This is a genomic window from Marinobacter iranensis, assembly GCF_029207565.1.
In the GTDB taxonomy this organism is placed as follows: Bacteria; Pseudomonadota; Gammaproteobacteria; order Pseudomonadales; family Oleiphilaceae; genus Marinobacter; species Marinobacter iranensis.
Map to the genome: position 1 here is coordinate 564500 of NZ_JANCMW010000001.1, position 16182 is coordinate 580681.

Genomic DNA, 16182 nt, shown 5'->3' on the forward strand with positions numbered 1-16182 from the left:
GGCCGGTGCTCTCTTGAAGTGAGAGTCCCGGCCTTTTTGTTGTCTGGACTACCGGTTTCGCTTGAGCCCGGTGCTTACCATAATGCGCGTGGAGATTTCCTCCACGGAATAAGCGGTGGTATTGAGGTAAGGGATGCGCTCCCTACGGTACATCAGCTCAATTTCCTCGATCTCGTGCATGCACTGCTTGAGGGAGGAGTAGCGGGAGTTTGGCCGGCGCTCGTTGCGGATGGTGGCCAGGCGCTCGGGCTCAATGGTAAGCCCGAAGATCTTTTCCTTGTGGGCGCGCAGCGCCGCAGGCATCTGCTGATCTTCCAGGTCTTCCTCGGTGATCGGATAGTTGGCGGCCTTTACGCCATATTGCAGGGCCAGGTAAAGGCACGTGGGGGTTTTGCCGCTGCGGGACGCGCCCACCAGAATCAGATCTGCCTCATCGTAATGACGGGTGCGGGCGCCGTCGTCATTGTCCAACGCGAAATTGACGGCATGGATTCGCCGTTCATAACTGCCTTCGTTGTTGATGGCGTGAGACTTGCCAACGGTATAGGACGACGAAGATTGCAGTTCCTGCTCCAGCGGGTTCAGGAAGGTACCGAAGATATCCACCATAAAGCCGTTGGCGCCCGCAATGACTTCGCGGATATCGCTATTAACAATGGTGTCGAAAACCAGCGGCCGTGTGCCATCGATTTCCTCCGCTTTGTTTATGCGCTTAACCATCTCCCGGGCTTTGTCTGCGTCATCAATATATGGCACCGTAATGCGCTCGAAATCGATTTTTTCGAATTGCGCGAGAAGGCTGTGCCCCAGGGCCTCGGCGGTCAGGCCGGTGCCATCGGATATAAAGAAAGCGGTTCGTTTCATGGTGTGCGGTCCGGCTCCGTATTTGGCGGGTTCCCTAGGTAATTCCCACAGGTTACAGTATCATACACGCCAAGTTCGAGAGCCCGCAGTGGAGAATGCAGGAATTGCAGGGGTAAGGTCTGCTCCACCAGTACGGTTTCGCTCTTTGCTACAACGAATCAAGGGAGACACGCTTTGGAAGATTACATTATCTGGTTTGATCACCTGGGAATGTCAGACGTTGACCGGGTCGGGGGAAAGAACGCCTCCCTCGGTGAAATGATCAGTAATCTTGCCAATGCAGGTGTTACCGTCCCGGGCGGCTTTGCCACGACGGCCCATGCCTATCGCGAATTCCTCGCCAAAGACGGCCTTCGGGAGAAAATCGACAACGCCCTGGACGCCCTGGATATCAATGATGTGAATGAACTGGCACGGGTTGGCTCGGAGATTCGTCAGTGGATTCTCGATACGCCGTTTCCGGAGGCACTGGAAAAACCGCTCGCGGACGCCTACGCAAAACTGCGCGGCGGTAACGACAACCTGGCGGTGGCGGTGCGTTCATCGGCAACGGCGGAAGACCTGCCGGATGCCTCTTTTGCTGGTCAGCAGGAAACCTTCCTCAACGTGGTGGGCCTGGAGCAGGTTCGCACGTCGGTGAAGGAAGTCTTCGCTTCGCTGTTTAATGATCGTGCCATTTCCTATCGCGTTCACCATGGCTTTGATCACAAGCAGGTGGCTCTCTCGGCCGGCATCCAGAAGATGGTCCGTAGTGAAACCGCGGCCAGTGGCGTTATGTTTACCCTGGATACCGAATCCGGGTTCCGGGAAGTGGTGTTTATCACCGGCTCCTACGGTCTGGGCGAAACGGTGGTGCAGGGGGCCGTCAACCCGGATGAGTTTTACGTTCATAAGCCTACCCTGACTGCGGGCCGGCCTGCGGTACTGCGCCGTAACCTGGGCAGCAAGGCTATCAAGATGGTTTACCACACCGATCCTTCTGCCGGGCAGTTTGTGGAAACGGTCAAGGTGGACCAGGATGATCGTAACCGCTTCTGCATTACCGATGCGGAAGTGGAAGAACTGGCCAGGCAGGCCATGATCATCGAAAAACATTACCAGCGCCCCATGGACATCGAATGGGCGAAGGACGGGGACGATGGCCGTATCTACATCGTCCAGGCCCGCCCGGAAACCGTCAAGAGCCGCTCCTCCGCCAATGTGATGGAGCGCTATCTGCTGAACGAAACCGGTACTGTCCTGGTGGAAGGCCGCAGTATCGGTCACAAGATCGGCAGCGGCCCGGTCAAGATTATCACCAGCATCAAGGAAATGGATCGCGTACAGGCCGGTGACGTGCTGGTCACGGACATGACCGATCCGGACTGGGAGCCAGTGATGAAACGGGCGTCCGCCATTGTCACCGACCGTGGCGGGCGTACCTGCCACGCGGCGATTATCGCGCGGGAGCTGGGCATACCGGCGGTGGTTGGCTGTGGCGATGCCACGGAAGTGTTGAAAGACGGCCAGGAAGTAACGGTTTCCTGTGCCGAAGGCGACACCGGGATGATCTACGAGGGCAGCCTGGATTTCGAGCTGAAAGAGAACACGGTCGACTCCATGCCGGCTATCCCCTTCAAGATCATGATGAACGTGGGCAACCCCGACCGGGCCTTCGATTTCCAGGCACTGCCCAACGAAGGTGTGGGGCTGGCGCGTCTGGAGTTCATTATCAACCGCATGATTGGTGTGCATCCCAAGGCACTGCTGAACTTTGACGGCCTGCCGCGTGATATTCGCCAGACCGTTGAAAAGCGGATTTCCGGATACAGTTCGCCGGTGGACTTCTACGTCGACAAACTGGTTGAGGGCATTTCCACCCTGGCGGCAGCCTTTGCGCCCAAGAAAGTGATTGTCCGCCTGTCGGACTTCAAGTCCAACGAATACGCCAACCTTATCGGCGGTACCCTGTACGAGCCCGATGAGGAAAACCCCATGCTGGGCTTCCGCGGCGCTTCCCGCTATATCTCCGAAACCTTCCGTGACTGTTTCGAGCTTGAATGCCGGGCCCTGAAAAAAGTCCGTAATGAAATGGGGCTGACCAACGTGGAGATCATGGTGCCGTTTGTGCGTACCGTGGGCGAAGCGGAACAGGTGGTGAGCCTGTTGGCGGAAAATGGTCTCAAGCGTGGCGAGAACGGCCTGCGTGTGATCATGATGTGCGAGCTGCCCGCCAATGCCCTGCTGGCGGAGCAATTCCTCGAGCACTTCGACGGCTTTTCAATCGGTTCCAACGACCTGACCCAACTTACCCTTGGCCTGGACAGGGACTCCGGCATCATCGCCCACCTGTTTGATGAGCGGAACGACGCCGTCAAGGCGCTGCTGGCCAGTGCCATTCGGGCCTGCAAGAAGGCCAACAAGTACATCGGCATCTGCGGGCAGGGGCCGTCAGACCATCCGGACCTGGCCAAATGGCTGATGGATCAGGGGATCGACTCGGTGTCACTGAACCCGGACTCGGTACTGGACACCTGGTTCTTCCTTGCCGACGAGAAAATCGACTGACCATTTCGAGAAAAGGAGGGCGCAAGCGTGCCTATCGTAACCCCTGATCTGTGTGATGATTATCCGGAAGTCCTTGTTGTGGAACCGGGTTTTCGCAACTTTGGTGGCGTGGATGCCTTCGGCGGCGAGATTGTCACGGTAAAGTGCTTTGAAGACAATTCGATCGTGAAGGAGCAGGTTGCCCTGCCGGGTAATGGCCGCGTAATGGTGGTTGATGGCGGTGGCTCAAAACGCGCTGCACTGCTGGGCGATATGCTGGCAGAAATGGCCGCGGACAATGGCTGGGCCGGTCTGGTTATCTATGGCTGCATTCGCGATGTGGACGTGATTGGCAAGACGGCCCTGGGGGTTCAGGCGTTGGGTACACACCCTCGTAAAACCGAGAAGCGTGGCGTCGGCGACCTGAACGTGCCTGTGGCGTTTGGTGGCGTGACCTTTCACCCGGGCCACTACGTTTATGCAGACAACAACGGCATTGTTGTCTCTGACAAACCGCTTAAGACCGCCTGATACGACTTTCCCGGTAGCCGTCAGCGGCTGCCGGACTTCCTTCCTGAACTCTTTATCGGCGCTGGCCTGTCAGGTCAGCGCTTTACCTTCACAATTTCCACACCCAGAATAAAGCCATCCTCTTCCGGTTCGCAGCGCAACACGCGGCATACGGTTTCGAACGGAGGAAACTGATCACTGCTTGAGGGCAGCAGGGTATGGATTTCATCCCCTTCGGCAAACGCCCTTTCCACAAAAAGCTGCATGCCCGTGCCGCTGAGATCCCGGCAAACACCAGGGAACGGGACGCCATTGCCGTCTGTAAGTTCGATTTCCGAATTCATTTTCATGCGGTGGAAATCGCGTTTTTCTGAATAGTCCTTCATGTTTTCAAGCATCCCGGCACCTCACGGTTGTTGTTTTGTTACTTATAAATGCTGAGGGCTGAAGCGTCAAAGAATTCATGGGAATAAAAATCCGCGCGACCCTTATATTTAGTATTGAGGCTTTTGAGGTACCACTATATGTAGTTTTTTAGGGGGAGGCACCTCCAGTCGGAGGTGCTGGTTGACGGGGCTGTGTGGTGTTATGCCCAGTTGTCTGTCTTACGGGAAGGCTTGAGCAGTGGAATAATCAGGGCCAGAATGACGCCGAGCAGCACCAGGGCAGCACCCAGCAGCATGAAATCAGACTCTTCCTTGGCTTCGAGTCGCTCTTTTTCCGCAGTGAGCACTTCCAGGTCGTTGCGCAGCTTCTGATTCTCTTCTCGAAGCTCGCTGTTGCGACGGTTCAGGTTGATGGAATCGGAGGCCACTTCCTTGATGTTGCGAAGCTCCTCGCTGAGCCTGCCTGCACGGGCTTCCAGTGTTTCTTCGGATTTCCTTAGCTCGTCTCGCTCACTGGTTACTTCTTCAAGCTGCTCCCTGAGGTTGCCCAGTTCATTGCGGGCCTGCTCCAGTTGCCGGTTTGCGGCTTCCAGTCGCTGGCGGGCGATGGGGGTTTCCGTGAGGTAGCGGGATACCATCCAGCCTTCGATTCCGTCTGGCGTGCGCACGCGGCTGTATCCGGACTCCGAGGTTTCCAGAAGCTCAAGGGCGGTTCCGCTTCTGACACCGGAGTGCAGGATTCGGTACTGCGTTCCTTCACCGCTTCGGATCGGGGCATAGAGTGTATCGTCGACATACACGGTTTTAGCATGAGCCGAGGTTGCGGCCATCATCAAGACAATAATGCAAGTAATCAGACGTAAAGGCGTCACTGGTTTTATTCCCTGGAACAGCGATTTAAGGCGCAATTTTGTCATAGATGCCGGGGCATACAAGGTGGAGTTCATTACAAAAAGCTCATGGTATCAGGCGCAACCAATACCATGCCTATCAAGGTAATACCGCCTTGAAGGGTTTGACGGTGACTTGTTGATACACGCCCGCATCCACGTATGGGTCCGCATCCGCCCAGGCCTGGGCGGACTCCAGCGAATCGAACTCGGCAATAACCAGGCTACCGGTGAACCCTGCTTCTCCGGGCTCGGGGGTATCGAGGGCGGGGTGGGGGCCAGCGACCAGCAGCCGTCCTTCATCCCTGAGTGCTTTGAGCCGCGCAATATGGGCAGGACGAGCGGAGGACCTGAGCGGCTGGCTGTCTTCAACATCCTCGCTGATGATCGCGTAGTACATGGCATTCTCCGGATATTTGCTGATACAGGGCACTGCCCGGCTGGTACACTGGCCCTGGTTGAATTAACTCTGAAATCGGAAACGATGTGACTATAACTCAAGAAGCTGAATTCTGCATTGATCTGCATTGCCATAGCACGGCCTCTGACGGGGCTCTGCCACCGCAGGAGCTGGTATTACGGGCTCGTGAAAAGGGGGTGAGCCATCTTGCTCTGACAGACCACGACACTATCGCCGGTATTGAAGAGGCGTCCGAGGCGGCGAAGGAGGCCGGTATTACGCTGATTGCCGGTACTGAGCTGTCCTGTGTCTGGAAAAGCCACACCATACACATCGTCGGCCTTGATTTTGATACTGCCAACGATCACTTGCGTCAGGCCCTGGAGCGTCAGAACAACAATCGCTGGTCACGTGCCCGTACGATTGCCGACAAGCTTTCGAAGCTGAAAATAGAAGACCTCTTGGAGAAGGCTACCGGCAAGGCCGGCGGCGATGTGCCCGGTCGTCCTCACTTTGCGAAGGTGCTGGTGGAGGAAGGCGCGGTCAAGGATGTCGCCCAGGCTTTCAAACGCTATCTCGGTTCAGGTAAGGCGGGTGATGTAAAAGGCTTCTGGCCTGAGCTGCCGGAGGTCATTCGGTGGATCAATGAGGCCGGGGGGATTGCTGTTCTGGCGCATCCGAGGAAGTACAAATTAACCGCTACCAAACTGCGGTCACTTGTGGGTGACTTCCGTCAGGCCGGTGGTCGTGGTATTGAGGTTTCCACCTCTGGCCAATCCAGCGGGGACCTTGGCTTCCTGGCGGAATTGTGTCGCCGGGAAAACCTGCTGGCCTCCCAGGGTAGCGATTTCCACTTTCCCGGTGCGCCCTGGTGTGAACTTGGTTCCATCATGAAAATGCCAGACGGCCTGGAGCCTGTCTGGCATCATTTCAAACAACCGGCAGGGGTTCCTGCAGCGGTTTAGTCCGGTGCGTGAAACAGCAAGTACAGGTCTGTCAGCGAGTCCGGAATGGCGTCCGCCATCTGTCGTGACAGCTTTTCACTGTTGCGGACATGCTGGAAGTCTTCATCCTCGAACAATCCAGACAGTGTAAGCATCGGCACCAGCAGGTCTGCGGTTTCTTCCTCGCCGGCTTCCAACCATGCGTCCTCGTGCTCAAGGAAGGTATCCACGAACCCGGCGCACCAGTTTTCCAGTGCATTCATCGGGTCGCCATCTTCCGGTTCCGGCAATTCCAGGGGTTGCCCCATATCCAGTGCATGGGCCATATCCCTGCCGAGTTGCTCCACGGCATTGCGGAAGGTGTCCGGTACCTGGCCTTCCGGTGTCTGGTCAGCACCGGTGGCCAGCTTGAAGATATCTTCAATGCTCAATGATGCCGGGCCTACCACGCTGGCGCAGACAACCCCATGCAAACCGAAGAAATCCAGGGCGTCGTCACCCCAGGGTTCCGCGAACAAGATGTCTTCCAGCGCTTCGATGTCCGAATCTGATAGCATTCGTCAGTTACTCCCGGCCTTCTTGGCCTCTTCGGCTGCCCGCTGACGTTTACGGACTTCCCTCGGATCATTGTAGGCGCGGCCCGGGGTTACCGGTACATCCACCTGGTCGGTTGTCTTCTGCGGTTCCGCCGCGGGCTCTTCAGACTTCTGCGCGGGTTCTTCCTCGGCCTTTACATCTTCAGCCTTTACGCTCTCATCAGGTGCGGCCGGTTCAGGTGCCGGACCGGATTCAGCGGGTTGCTCGGCCTTTTCCGGTTTCGGAGCGGGTGCTTCGGCTTTGGCCGTATCGTCCGCTTTGGTTTCCGCTTTGGTTTCTACCTTGGCTTCGTCCTGCTCCGGCTTGGCAGCGGCTTCAGGTTTCGATGCCTCGGTTGTTTCAGTCGGCGCCGGCGTTTCCTTTTCCGCCGCCGGCTTGGCAGCAGGCTCGTCCGGAGTTCCGGTGGCTGTTTCCGCCTTTTTCTCGGCGGGCTTCCTGGCAGATGATCTGCGCGGACGAGCAGGGCGCTTCGGCTTTTCCTCAGCCGCGGTGTCCGGCTCTACCTTGTCCGTTTCGGGAGCATCCGGCTCGGCTTTATCTGCCTTGGGTGCATCCGGCTTGCTGGTTTCCCCGGTGGTCTCTACTGCCGGCTTGTCTTCGCTGGCAGGCTTTTCCGGCACCGGCGTGTCAACGCGGGCCTCGGTTTGCTCTGCCGGCTTCTCCGCAGGCTTTTCATCTGCAGTGTTAGCCGCCGCTATCTCCGGTTTGCCCGCCGGTTGGGTTGCAGGCTTCTTGTCCTCCAACTGATCTTCCGGTTGGGTATCTTTCTGGTGCCTTTCGCTACGGGTGGCCTTGCGATCCGACGGTGTAGAGGCTGGCGTCTCCGCAGGCGAGCCATCGCGGTTACGATTGCGCCTGGGCTTGCGGCGTTTCTCGTCAGCGCCGGACTTATCAGCGGCTGGTGCCTTCGGGGCACTGGTGTCCTGCTGATCCTGCCTGTCCTTCTGTTCGCGGGTATCCTTCTGGTCGCGGCCCTGGGGTTTGTTGCGACCCTGACCACGGCCCTGGGGCTGGCTGTCCTTACGGCTGCTGTCCCTGCGGCTGTCAGCTGCCTTGTCGGAGCCACCTGGTTGTGCCTGGGTGCTGCGCCCCTGGTCTTCTCCGCGCTGGCGGTTTGCACCACGGTTACGGCTACGGTTGTCATCGCCGCGACCGCTTTCACTGCGGCTGCCAGCCTGACGGCGGTCGGTACCACTGCGGTTACCTGAACGGTTGTCGTCCCTGGCTACCCTGGACTTGCGACGGTCCTGGCGGCCTTGGGTGCGACGATCGTCACGATTGGGGCTACCGGATTGTTCGCGCTTCGCTGGCGGTTCACCGATGACTTCCTCACCGCTGAAGAAGTCAGCAATCTTGCGGCCAAGCCTGCGGAACAGCCCTTCCGTCTGCTCGGCAGGTGTCGCTGCTTCTGCAACTTTTTCAGGAACCGGTGCCGGGGCAACCGGACGAATGGCTTTAACGGCTGCCTGTTCCCGCACAGGGGGCTGGGCAGCGGGAGCCTCGAAAATTTCTTCTTCACGCTCGCTGTATTCCTGGGCTACCTGGTAGCTGGATACATGCTCCACGCCTGATTCATCATCGCGCATGCGGAGGATTTCGAAATGGGGTGTTTCCATGTGGGGTGCAGGTACCACCACAACTTCCACTTCCTGACGGGCTTCGATGTCAGCCAGCTGCTTGCGTTTTTCGTTCAACAGGAAGGTGGCGACCGCTACGGGCACAACAGCACGAACCTGGCCGGTCTTCTCCTTGGAAGACTCTTCGTAGATCAGGCGCATGATGCTCAGGGCCAGGGACTCGATACCCCGGATGGTGCCCTGGCCTTCACAGCGCGGGCAGACTTCACTGCGGGTTTCGCCCAGTGAGGGGCGCAGGCGCTGACGCGACATTTCCAATAGGCCGAAGCGGGAAATCTTGCCCACCTGGACCCGGGCGCGGTCGATTTCCAGCGCTTCACGCATTTTCTGCTCGACTTCCCGTTGGTGCTTGGCGGGGGTCATGTCGATGAAATCGATAACAATCAGGCCGCCCATGTCGCGCAGGCGAAGCTGACGGGCGATCTCTTCCGCCGCTTCCAGGTTGGTCTGAAGCGCGGTTTCCTCAATGTCGTGACCCTTGGTGGCACGGGAGGAGTTGATGTCGATGGACACCAGTGCTTCGGTCGGGTCGATCACAATCGAACCACCTGAAGGCAGCTTCACTTCCCGCTGGAAGGCGGTCTCGATCTGGCCTTCGATCTGGTAGCGGCTGAACAGGGGGATTTCGTCCTTGTACAGCTTGATCTTGTTCTCGAACGAGGGCATCACGGCACGGACGAAGTTCAATACATCCTCGTAGACCGTTCCTGAGTCGATCAGCACTTCGCCGATGTCCTGGCGGAGGTAGTCACGTACTGCGCGGATGATAACGTTGCTTTCCTGATGAATCAGGAACGGTGCCTTTCGTTCGCCAGCTGCCTGGGTAATGGCTTCCCAGAACTGGACCAGATAGTCCAGGTCCCACTGAAGTTCTTCGGTGGTACGGCCGATGCCGGCGGTACGAACAATGATGCCCATCGACTTCGGCACCTGGACGTCGCTCATGGCGTCTTTTAGCTGTGCCCTCTCGTCACCCTCAATGCGGCGGGAAATGCCGCCGGCGCGGGGGTTGTTGGGCATAAGCACAAGATAGCGGCCGGCGAGGGAAATAAAGGTGGTCAGGGCTGCGCCCTTGTTGCCACGCTCTTCCTTATCGACCTGGATAATCACTTCTTGGCCCTCGGCAACAACATCCTTGATGTTGATCTTGCCTTCAATCTGGCCTGGCGATTTCTTGAAATACTCCTTGGAGATTTCCTTGAGGGGGAGGAATCCGTGGCGGTCAGCGCCGAAGTCCACAAATGCGGCTTCCAGGCTGGGCTCTACCCGGGTAATGCGACCCTTGTAGATGTTGGCTTTCTTCTGCTCACGGGAGCTGGATTCGATGTCGAGGTCAAACAGACGCTGGCCGTCGACCAGGGCTACGCGCAACTCTTCAGGGTGAGTTGCATTGATCAGCATTCTTTTCATGGAAAGAAATGGTTCCTGTCGTTTGGTTTGGACAGAAAACCCGGGGAATGGCATCAGCGAAGCAGAACTTGCGTGCCGCGGGCCCCTTGTAACAGAGGCAAGCCGGCGGCCAGACGAATCAGATATCTGCGGGAAGTCTTCCCGGAGTTCTGAGGCCACCGCCGACGGTTCGCCTGCCTGTGGGCAGGAAAGTGTCGCTTAGGGTCAGAGTCTGTTGACGCATGTTATCCGTTTTTCAGGTTCACGCTGGTGCCTGGGTCTCACGTCGTATTCGTAAGCTGGACGGCCCGGCCCTGCGTGCTGGTAATGATTCTTCGCGATGTCGCCCGACGGTTTTCCGTACGGTTTTAGTTCTCCCGGCTTCCGGTCAGTTGCCGTTTCAGGCATCTTCCGTTTCAACCCGGGAGGATTTCAGCCGCCGCGCCCGGTAATGATTGGGCATTCGGCGTTCAAACTCTCAAATAGTGTCGGTATACTTCTGCCGCTCCGGCTTCTGGCATACTGGCCAGGCCGTAGACAAACGGCAAAGCACGCCGGAATATAACAGTATTCACCCGCTCCTTCAATCCCGCAGGGTTCCTAGCGGTAAGGTATTCATGTCCAGATCTACCAGGCAGAAGCGTTCCTCGTCCTCACCATTCCGCCCGCATACGGATGCGCGGGGCGTTCAGGCGCCCGGCGCCCGGAACGGGGAAGTGAAGCAGGGTGTTCGCAAGGTAGTGGTTGATGAGGATAACCACGGACAGCGAGTGGATAACTACCTGATGGCGCAAATCCGTGATGTGCCGCGCAGCATTATCTATCGCATTATCCGTAAGGGCGAAGTGAGAGTGAACAAAGGGCGGGTCAAGCCTGACACCCGCCTGAATACGGGGGATGAGGTGCGCATTCCGCCCGTTACCCGGAAGGAAAAGCCGGCGCAAGTCGTTCCCGGTTCCCGTGTCCAGGGTGTTATGCAGGACGCTGTTATTTTCGAGAACGACCAGATGCTGGTGGTTAACAAGCCGTCCGGCATAGCGGTCCACGGCGGCAGCGGCCTGGACTTCGGGTTGATAGAGGTGCTCAGGGCGGCGCGGCCCGAAGCCCGGTTCCTGGAGCTTGTGCATCGTCTTGATCGTGATACCTCCGGCCTGGTGATGGTGGCCAAGAAGCGCTCGGCGTTGCGTTATCTGCAGGATGAATTGCGCCACAAGCGCATCCGCAAGCACTATCATGCCCTGGTGGTCGGGGACTGGCCGCGGACCGTCAGGAAGGTCAGTGAGCCCCTGTTGAGGTTTGAGCTGGGTTCTGGCGAGCGTCGTGTCCGGGTGGACGATACCGGCAAGGAATCCCTGACCCTGTTTCGGCTGCTTGAGTCGTTTGCAGGCTATACCCTGGTGGAGGCGTCTCCGGTGACCGGGCGTACTCACCAGATTCGTGTTCACAGCGCCTGGGCAGGTCATCCGATTGCCGGGGATGACAAGTATATGGATGATGTAAGCCTCCGGGCCTTTCGCTCCGCTGGGGGGCAGCGTTTGATGCTTCATGCTCGTGCACTGGACTTCACGCTGCCGACCACCGGTGAGCCTGTTCATCTCGAGGCGCCATACGACAAGGCTTTCAGCGAACTCATTGCCAGGCTGGCAGCGCGCCGAACGGCATCCGAATAACCGGTTGTTCTGCGAAAGGCAGGCAGGGTAACCATGGCAGGGTAGTAGTAATGGACGTAAAGGTCGTAATTTTTGATTGGGACGGAACGCTGGTGGATTCCGTTGATCACATTGCAGACAGTCTCCACCAGGCAGCCACTGAATTGGGGTATCCGGAGCTGGAGCGCGAAGCCTATCGTGACATTATCGGCCTGGGCATGATCGAGGCGCTGGAAAAACTGTATCCCGGCATTACCCGGGAGGAGATGACGGCTATACGCGAAGGTTATGCACGCTATTTCTTTGCCAAAGTCACCACACCACAGAATGTCTTTGAGGGCATGGCGGATGTTCTCGCCGACCTGCGGGGTGGCGGGCGTGGCTGCTCGGTTGCCACCGGCAAGAGTCGCCGTGGTCTGGAGGGGGCGCTGATATCCAGCGGTCTCGGCCCGCATTTCGATATTACCCGTTGTGCCGACGAAACCCGCTCCAAGCCAGACCCGGCGATGCTGGGTGAGATTATCCGCTTTTACGGCATTGAGCCGTCGGAAGCAGTTATGATCGGCGATACCCGGTATGATCTTGAAATGGCGCAGCGCATTGGTATGCCATCCATCGGTGTCGAATGGGGTGTGCATAAGCGCGATGTGTTGGGGCATTATTCACCACATGCGATCGTCGACTCTGTAAAAGATTTGCGCGACGTACTTGGTCTCTGAACCTTAACGGCAACAGGATGTATCAATGAGCGATTGGGAGTCAGGCAGGAGCCCGGGCTGGGGAAGCGAGCCAGAGGAAGGGGCAGGCAAGTCTTCGGGTGGTCGCCGGTCGCCGGCGATACCTCCGGAGTCGGCCCGCGACTGGAAGCTGATAGAAAAGCTGGTGATGTCGCTGCAGTCCGAGCAGAGAAAGAGTCGGCGTTGGGGGATTTTCTTCAAGCTGCTGACATTCGGGTACCTCTTTGCGCTGCTGCTCATGATCCAGTTTCCCCTGGGTGGTGCTCTGGAGTCCGCCACCAAGGGAGAGCATACGGCGCTCGTGGAGATTGAGGGCACCATTGCAGCCGACGAGTTAGCCAGTGCCGACAATATCGTTGGTGCGCTGCGAGAGGCGTTCAAGGCTGACAACTCGGTGGGTGTGATCCTGCGGATCAACAGTCCCGGAGGCAGTCCCGTTCAGTCAGGCTATGTCTATGACGAAATCGTTCGGTTGCGGGAAGAGTACCCGGACAAGAAGTTGTATGCGGTGATTTCCGACGTCGGGGCATCCGGAGCTTATTACATTGCGGCGGCGGCTGATGAAATATACGCCGACAAGGCCAGTCTTGTGGGTTCCATTGGTGTCGTCGCGGGCGGTTTCGGGTTCACTGGTATCATGGAAAAGCTCGGCGTTGATCGTCGGCTTTATACCGCCGGCGAGAACAAGGCGTTCCTGGACCCGTTCTCACCTGAAGAGGAAGAGGAAGTGCGGTTCTGGGAAGATGTCCTGGAAACCACCCATGAGCAGTTTATTGAGAGTGTGCGAAAGGGCAGGGGTGACAGGCTTGCTGATGACGAGCGCCTGTTCTCGGGGTTGATCTGGAGTGGCGAGCAGGCGCTGGAACTGGGCCTTATTGATGGTCTTGGCAGCTCCTCCCATGTCGCCCGGCAGGTGATTGGTCAGGAAGACATGGTGGATTACAGTCGTCGCAAGTCGCCGTTCCAGGACATTGTGGATCAGTTCGGGGTTTCCGTAGGTAGTGGCATTGCCAGCTATATCATGGAGTCGCGACTGGAGCTCCGCTAGCACACCGGGGGGTTGAGCAGCGGGTTCAGCCCCCAGTTTCGCAGCATGTCGGTGAGCGCAATTAACGGCAGCCCCACCAGGCTGTTTGGGTCCCGCCCTTCAAGGTGGTTAAACAGGGCGATGCCCAGGCCTTCCATCTTGAAGCTGCCGGCGCAGTCGTAGGGTTTTTCTGCGTACAGGTAGTTCTGGATTTCCTCCGTACTGAGTTGGCGAAAGTGGGCATGGAACTGCTCGCAGTGGCTCTGGCGTTCTCCTGAGCTGGAGTCCAGCAATACCAGGCCTGTCATAAAGGAAACGCGTTGGCCGCTGCTGCGGACAAGCTGCTCTATGGCGCGCTCATGGCTTTCCGGCTTGTTCAGCAGGGTGCCGTCTTCCAGGCAGGCCACCTGATCCGAGCCGATAATCCAGTGATGGGGGTAATCGCCGGCCAGGGCGTCGGCTTTCTTGAGGGCCAGGCGTGTGGCCAGTTGTTCCGCGTTTTCATCCATGGCTGGCGACTCGTCCACATCCGGCGATGCCGCCTGGAATGGCAAGCCAAGCTTTGTCATCAGCTGTTTCCGGTAGGGTGAGGAAGAGGCTAGCAGCAGCGGGCGTGGTTTCATTGGTTTCCTTGATTCAGTGCTGGGTGCGGCCCCGGACAGTCCGGGTTGTCTTTATATTATCGTAGAATACACCTATCCATGGCGTAACCCCGGCGCAAAAGCGCATGAAGTCTTTGACAGCAGCGGGTCGGGCCCCTAAAATTGCGCGCCTATGTCAAAAGCCTCAAGTGCCGAGTTGCCCAAAACTGTTGACCCTTACCGGTTGGCGGAGCAAAAGATCGTGTTGGAGGGAGAAATTCCTCTGAAGGCATTGCCTCGTTTTGGTGATTCCGTATTCGGTTTTGAGGATGGCGCAGTGTGCCGGGTGAGTCTGTCATTTTCCATGGACAGTGAGCGCCGACGCATGGTGACGGGCGAACTGGCAGCGCCAGTTACTCTGGAGTGTCAGCGTTGCATGGGGCCCATGCAGCAGACACTGGTCTCCAGCTTTACGCTGGGGCTGGTCACCAGCGATGAGCAGGCGCAGCAACTGCCAAAGGAACTCGAGCCGTTTCTGACGGACGATTTCAGCGCGGATCTGTGGTCCATGACCGAAGACGAGCTGTTGCTGGTTTTGCCGCCATTTCCGCTTCACGAGCGTGACAAATGTCCTGCCCGGAAGGAGTTGGAAGCGTTTGAGCCGGATGATTCCGGTGATGAGCCGGTCAGGAAGTCCGAGGACAACCCGTTCAGCGTGCTGGCGGATCTCAGGACGAAGAAGCATTAACAGGCGTTGTTTTCATCGGAAGACGGCGCGAATTTAACGAACATACGTTTATCAGGTCAGGAGCATAATCATGGCTGTACAGAAGAACCGAAAGACCCGCTCAAAGCGCGGTATGCGCCGTTCACACGACGCCCTGAGCACGGCAGCTTTGTCCACTGACACCACGACCGGTGAAGTGCATCGTCGCCACCACGTGTCCCCGGACGGCTTTTACCGTGGCAAGCAGGTAATTGAGGCTCGCGACGAGTAAGCCGTCGCGAGCAATCCACCCGCCAGTGCCAGATGGAGGAACGGTGAGGCCGGTCACCATCGCAATTGACGCCATGAGTGGTGATCGCGGAGCCGACGTGGTGGTCTCCGCGGCACTGGATGCGGTGAAAGAAAACGAAGCCTTGAGTCTTGTTCTGGTAGGAATTCGGAGCGAGCTCGAGGCTTTGTTGCATCCGGGGCATCCCCGAATTCGCATCGTTGAAGCCGCGGATGTTGTGCGGATGAACGAGCGGCCCTCCCATGCGCTCCGCCACAAGCGCAACTCTTCCATGGCGGTTGCCCTTGGCCTTGTGCGGGATGGTGCCGCCCAGGGCTGCGTCAGTGCCGGTAATACTGGCGCGCTCATGGCGTTTGGTCGTTCGGTTATTCGCATGTACCCGGGCATAGAGCGCCCGGCCATTGCCAAGTTGATTCCCTCCCTGCGCGGGCGTTGTCATGTGCTCGATCTGGGTGCCAACGTGGACTCCACTGCGGAAAACCTCTACCAATATGCCTTGATGGGGTCGCTGATGGCCTCCGCCATCTGCAGTCAGCCGGAGCCACGGGTGGCCCTGCTCAATGTTGGCGAGGAAGAAATCAAGGGTAACGAGCAGGTGAGACTTGCCTCACACATGCTGGCGCAGTGCGATACCATTAACTATATCGGGTACATTGAGGGCAGTGACCTGTTCCGGGATGTCGCCGATGTAGTGGTTTGCGATGGTTTTGTGGGCAACATCGCCCTCAAGACCGGTGAGGGTGTCGCGGGCCTGCTGATCGAGTTGCTGGAACAGGCCTTTACCCGGACGTTCTATGGCAAGTGTGTTGGCCTGTTGGCGCGACCGATTATCGGGCGACTGCTGCGGCTTATGGACCCGTCACGGCACAATGGTGCCAGTCTCCTTGGGCTTCAGGGTGTGGTGATCAAGAGCCATGGTAACGCCAATGAGCGTGCGATGCTGGCCGCCATCCGGCAAGCAGTCCGAGAGGTAGAGCTGGAGGTGCCCAGTCGGATAAACGAGCGCCTTGACGATCTGATGATCTGATT

Annotated in this window: 16 protein-coding genes; 9 read left to right on the top strand and 7 right to left on the bottom strand. The window is 57.9% G+C overall.

The annotated features are described in order from the left end of the window. Window positions 1-48 precede the first annotated feature (48 nt). Window positions 49-864, bottom strand: coding sequence for a posphoenolpyruvate synthetase regulatory kinase/phosphorylase PpsR (gene ppsR, locus NLU14_RS02675; RefSeq protein ID WP_275704615.1), 816 nt, complete (start codon window positions 862-864; stop codon window positions 49-51). A 174-nt stretch (window positions 865-1038) separates the two neighbouring features. Between ppsR and ppsA the strand changes: the two genes are divergently transcribed. After that, entirely contained in the window at window positions 1039-3411 is a 2373-nt protein-coding gene (gene ppsA / locus NLU14_RS02680) for a phosphoenolpyruvate synthase (protein WP_275704616.1), read from the top strand. A 27-nt stretch (window positions 3412-3438) separates the two neighbouring features. Beyond that, window positions 3439-3921, top strand: coding sequence for a ribonuclease E activity regulator RraA (gene rraA, locus NLU14_RS02685; RefSeq protein ID WP_275704617.1), 483 nt, complete (start codon window positions 3439-3441; stop codon window positions 3919-3921). Window positions 3922-3995: 74 nt separating this feature from the next. On the opposite strand, the gene NLU14_RS02690 is transcribed toward rraA, so the two are convergent. The 3 genes from NLU14_RS02690 to NLU14_RS02700 form a co-directional block, all read right to left on the bottom strand. Further along, window positions 3996-4286 (bottom strand): PilZ domain-containing protein, encoded by a 291-nt coding sequence (locus NLU14_RS02690; protein ID WP_275704618.1) that lies wholly within the window; start codon window positions 4284-4286, stop codon window positions 3996-3998. Window positions 4287-4486: 200 nt separating this feature from the next. Continuing rightward, complete coding sequence (locus NLU14_RS02695; protein WP_275704619.1) at window positions 4487-5158, bottom strand: TIGR04211 family SH3 domain-containing protein; 672 nt, start codon at window positions 5156-5158, stop codon at window positions 4487-4489. Between the two features lie 118 nt (window positions 5159-5276). Continuing rightward, the gene (locus NLU14_RS02700; protein ID WP_275704620.1) at window positions 5277-5576 is read right to left on the bottom strand and encodes a YciI family protein; all 300 of its coding nucleotides are present in this window, start codon (window positions 5574-5576) and stop codon (window positions 5277-5279) included. A gap of 86 nt (window positions 5577-5662) precedes the next feature. Here NLU14_RS02700 and NLU14_RS02705 point away from each other — a divergent pair, with 86 nt between their 5' ends. Beyond that, complete coding sequence (locus NLU14_RS02705; RefSeq protein WP_275704621.1) at window positions 5663-6541, top strand: PHP domain-containing protein; 879 nt, start codon at window positions 5663-5665, stop codon at window positions 6539-6541. On the opposite strand, the gene NLU14_RS02710 is transcribed toward NLU14_RS02705, so the two are convergent. Next, window positions 6538-7077, bottom strand: coding sequence for a YecA/YgfB family protein (locus NLU14_RS02710; protein WP_275704622.1), 540 nt, complete (start codon window positions 7075-7077; stop codon window positions 6538-6540). The genes NLU14_RS02705 and NLU14_RS02710 overlap by 4 nt on opposite strands. A gap of 3 nt (window positions 7078-7080) precedes the next feature. Further along, window positions 7081-10164 carry a ribonuclease E gene (gene rne, locus NLU14_RS02715; RefSeq protein WP_275704623.1) on the bottom strand — a complete coding sequence of 1028 codons (3084 nt, stop codon included), beginning with the start codon at window positions 10162-10164 and terminating at the stop codon, window positions 7081-7083. A gap of 596 nt (window positions 10165-10760) precedes the next feature. Between rne and rluC the strand changes: the two genes are divergently transcribed. The 3 genes from rluC to NLU14_RS02730 are packed head-to-tail and all read left to right on the top strand — an operon-like array spanning window position 10761 to window position 13577. Continuing rightward, window positions 10761-11813, top strand: coding sequence for a 23S rRNA pseudouridine(955/2504/2580) synthase RluC (gene rluC, locus NLU14_RS02720; RefSeq protein WP_275704624.1), 1053 nt, complete (start codon window positions 10761-10763; stop codon window positions 11811-11813). 50 nt (window positions 11814-11863) lie between these two features. Then, window positions 11864-12511, top strand: coding sequence for an HAD family hydrolase (locus tag NLU14_RS02725; RefSeq protein WP_275704625.1), 648 nt, complete (start codon window positions 11864-11866; stop codon window positions 12509-12511). 25 nt (window positions 12512-12536) lie between these two features. Beyond that, window positions 12537-13577: a S49 family peptidase gene (locus NLU14_RS02730; RefSeq protein WP_275704626.1), complete on the top strand. Its 1041-nt coding sequence runs from the start codon at window positions 12537-12539 to the stop codon at window positions 13575-13577. Here the strand turns inward: NLU14_RS02730 and NLU14_RS02735 are convergent. Beyond that, window positions 13574-14179: a Maf family protein gene (locus NLU14_RS02735; RefSeq protein WP_275704627.1), complete on the bottom strand. Its 606-nt coding sequence runs from the start codon at window positions 14177-14179 to the stop codon at window positions 13574-13576. The genes NLU14_RS02730 and NLU14_RS02735 overlap by 4 nt on opposite strands. 151 nt (window positions 14180-14330) lie before the next feature. Here NLU14_RS02735 and NLU14_RS02740 point away from each other — a divergent pair, with 151 nt between their 5' ends. The 3 genes from NLU14_RS02740 to plsX all read left to right on the top strand — a co-directional run bounded on the left by NLU14_RS02740 (window position 14331) and on the right by plsX (window position 16180). After that, entirely contained in the window at window positions 14331-14885 is a 555-nt protein-coding gene (locus NLU14_RS02740) for a YceD family protein (protein WP_275704628.1), read from the top strand. A 70-nt stretch (window positions 14886-14955) separates the two neighbouring features. Then, window positions 14956-15135, top strand: coding sequence for a 50S ribosomal protein L32 (rpmF, locus tag NLU14_RS02745; RefSeq protein WP_036205010.1), 180 nt, complete (start codon window positions 14956-14958; stop codon window positions 15133-15135). A 43-nt stretch (window positions 15136-15178) separates the two neighbouring features. After that, on the top strand, window positions 15179-16180 hold the full coding sequence (gene plsX, locus NLU14_RS02750; RefSeq protein WP_275704629.1) for a phosphate acyltransferase PlsX: 1002 nt from the start codon (window positions 15179-15181) through the stop codon (window positions 16178-16180). Window positions 16181-16182 lie beyond the last annotated feature (2 nt).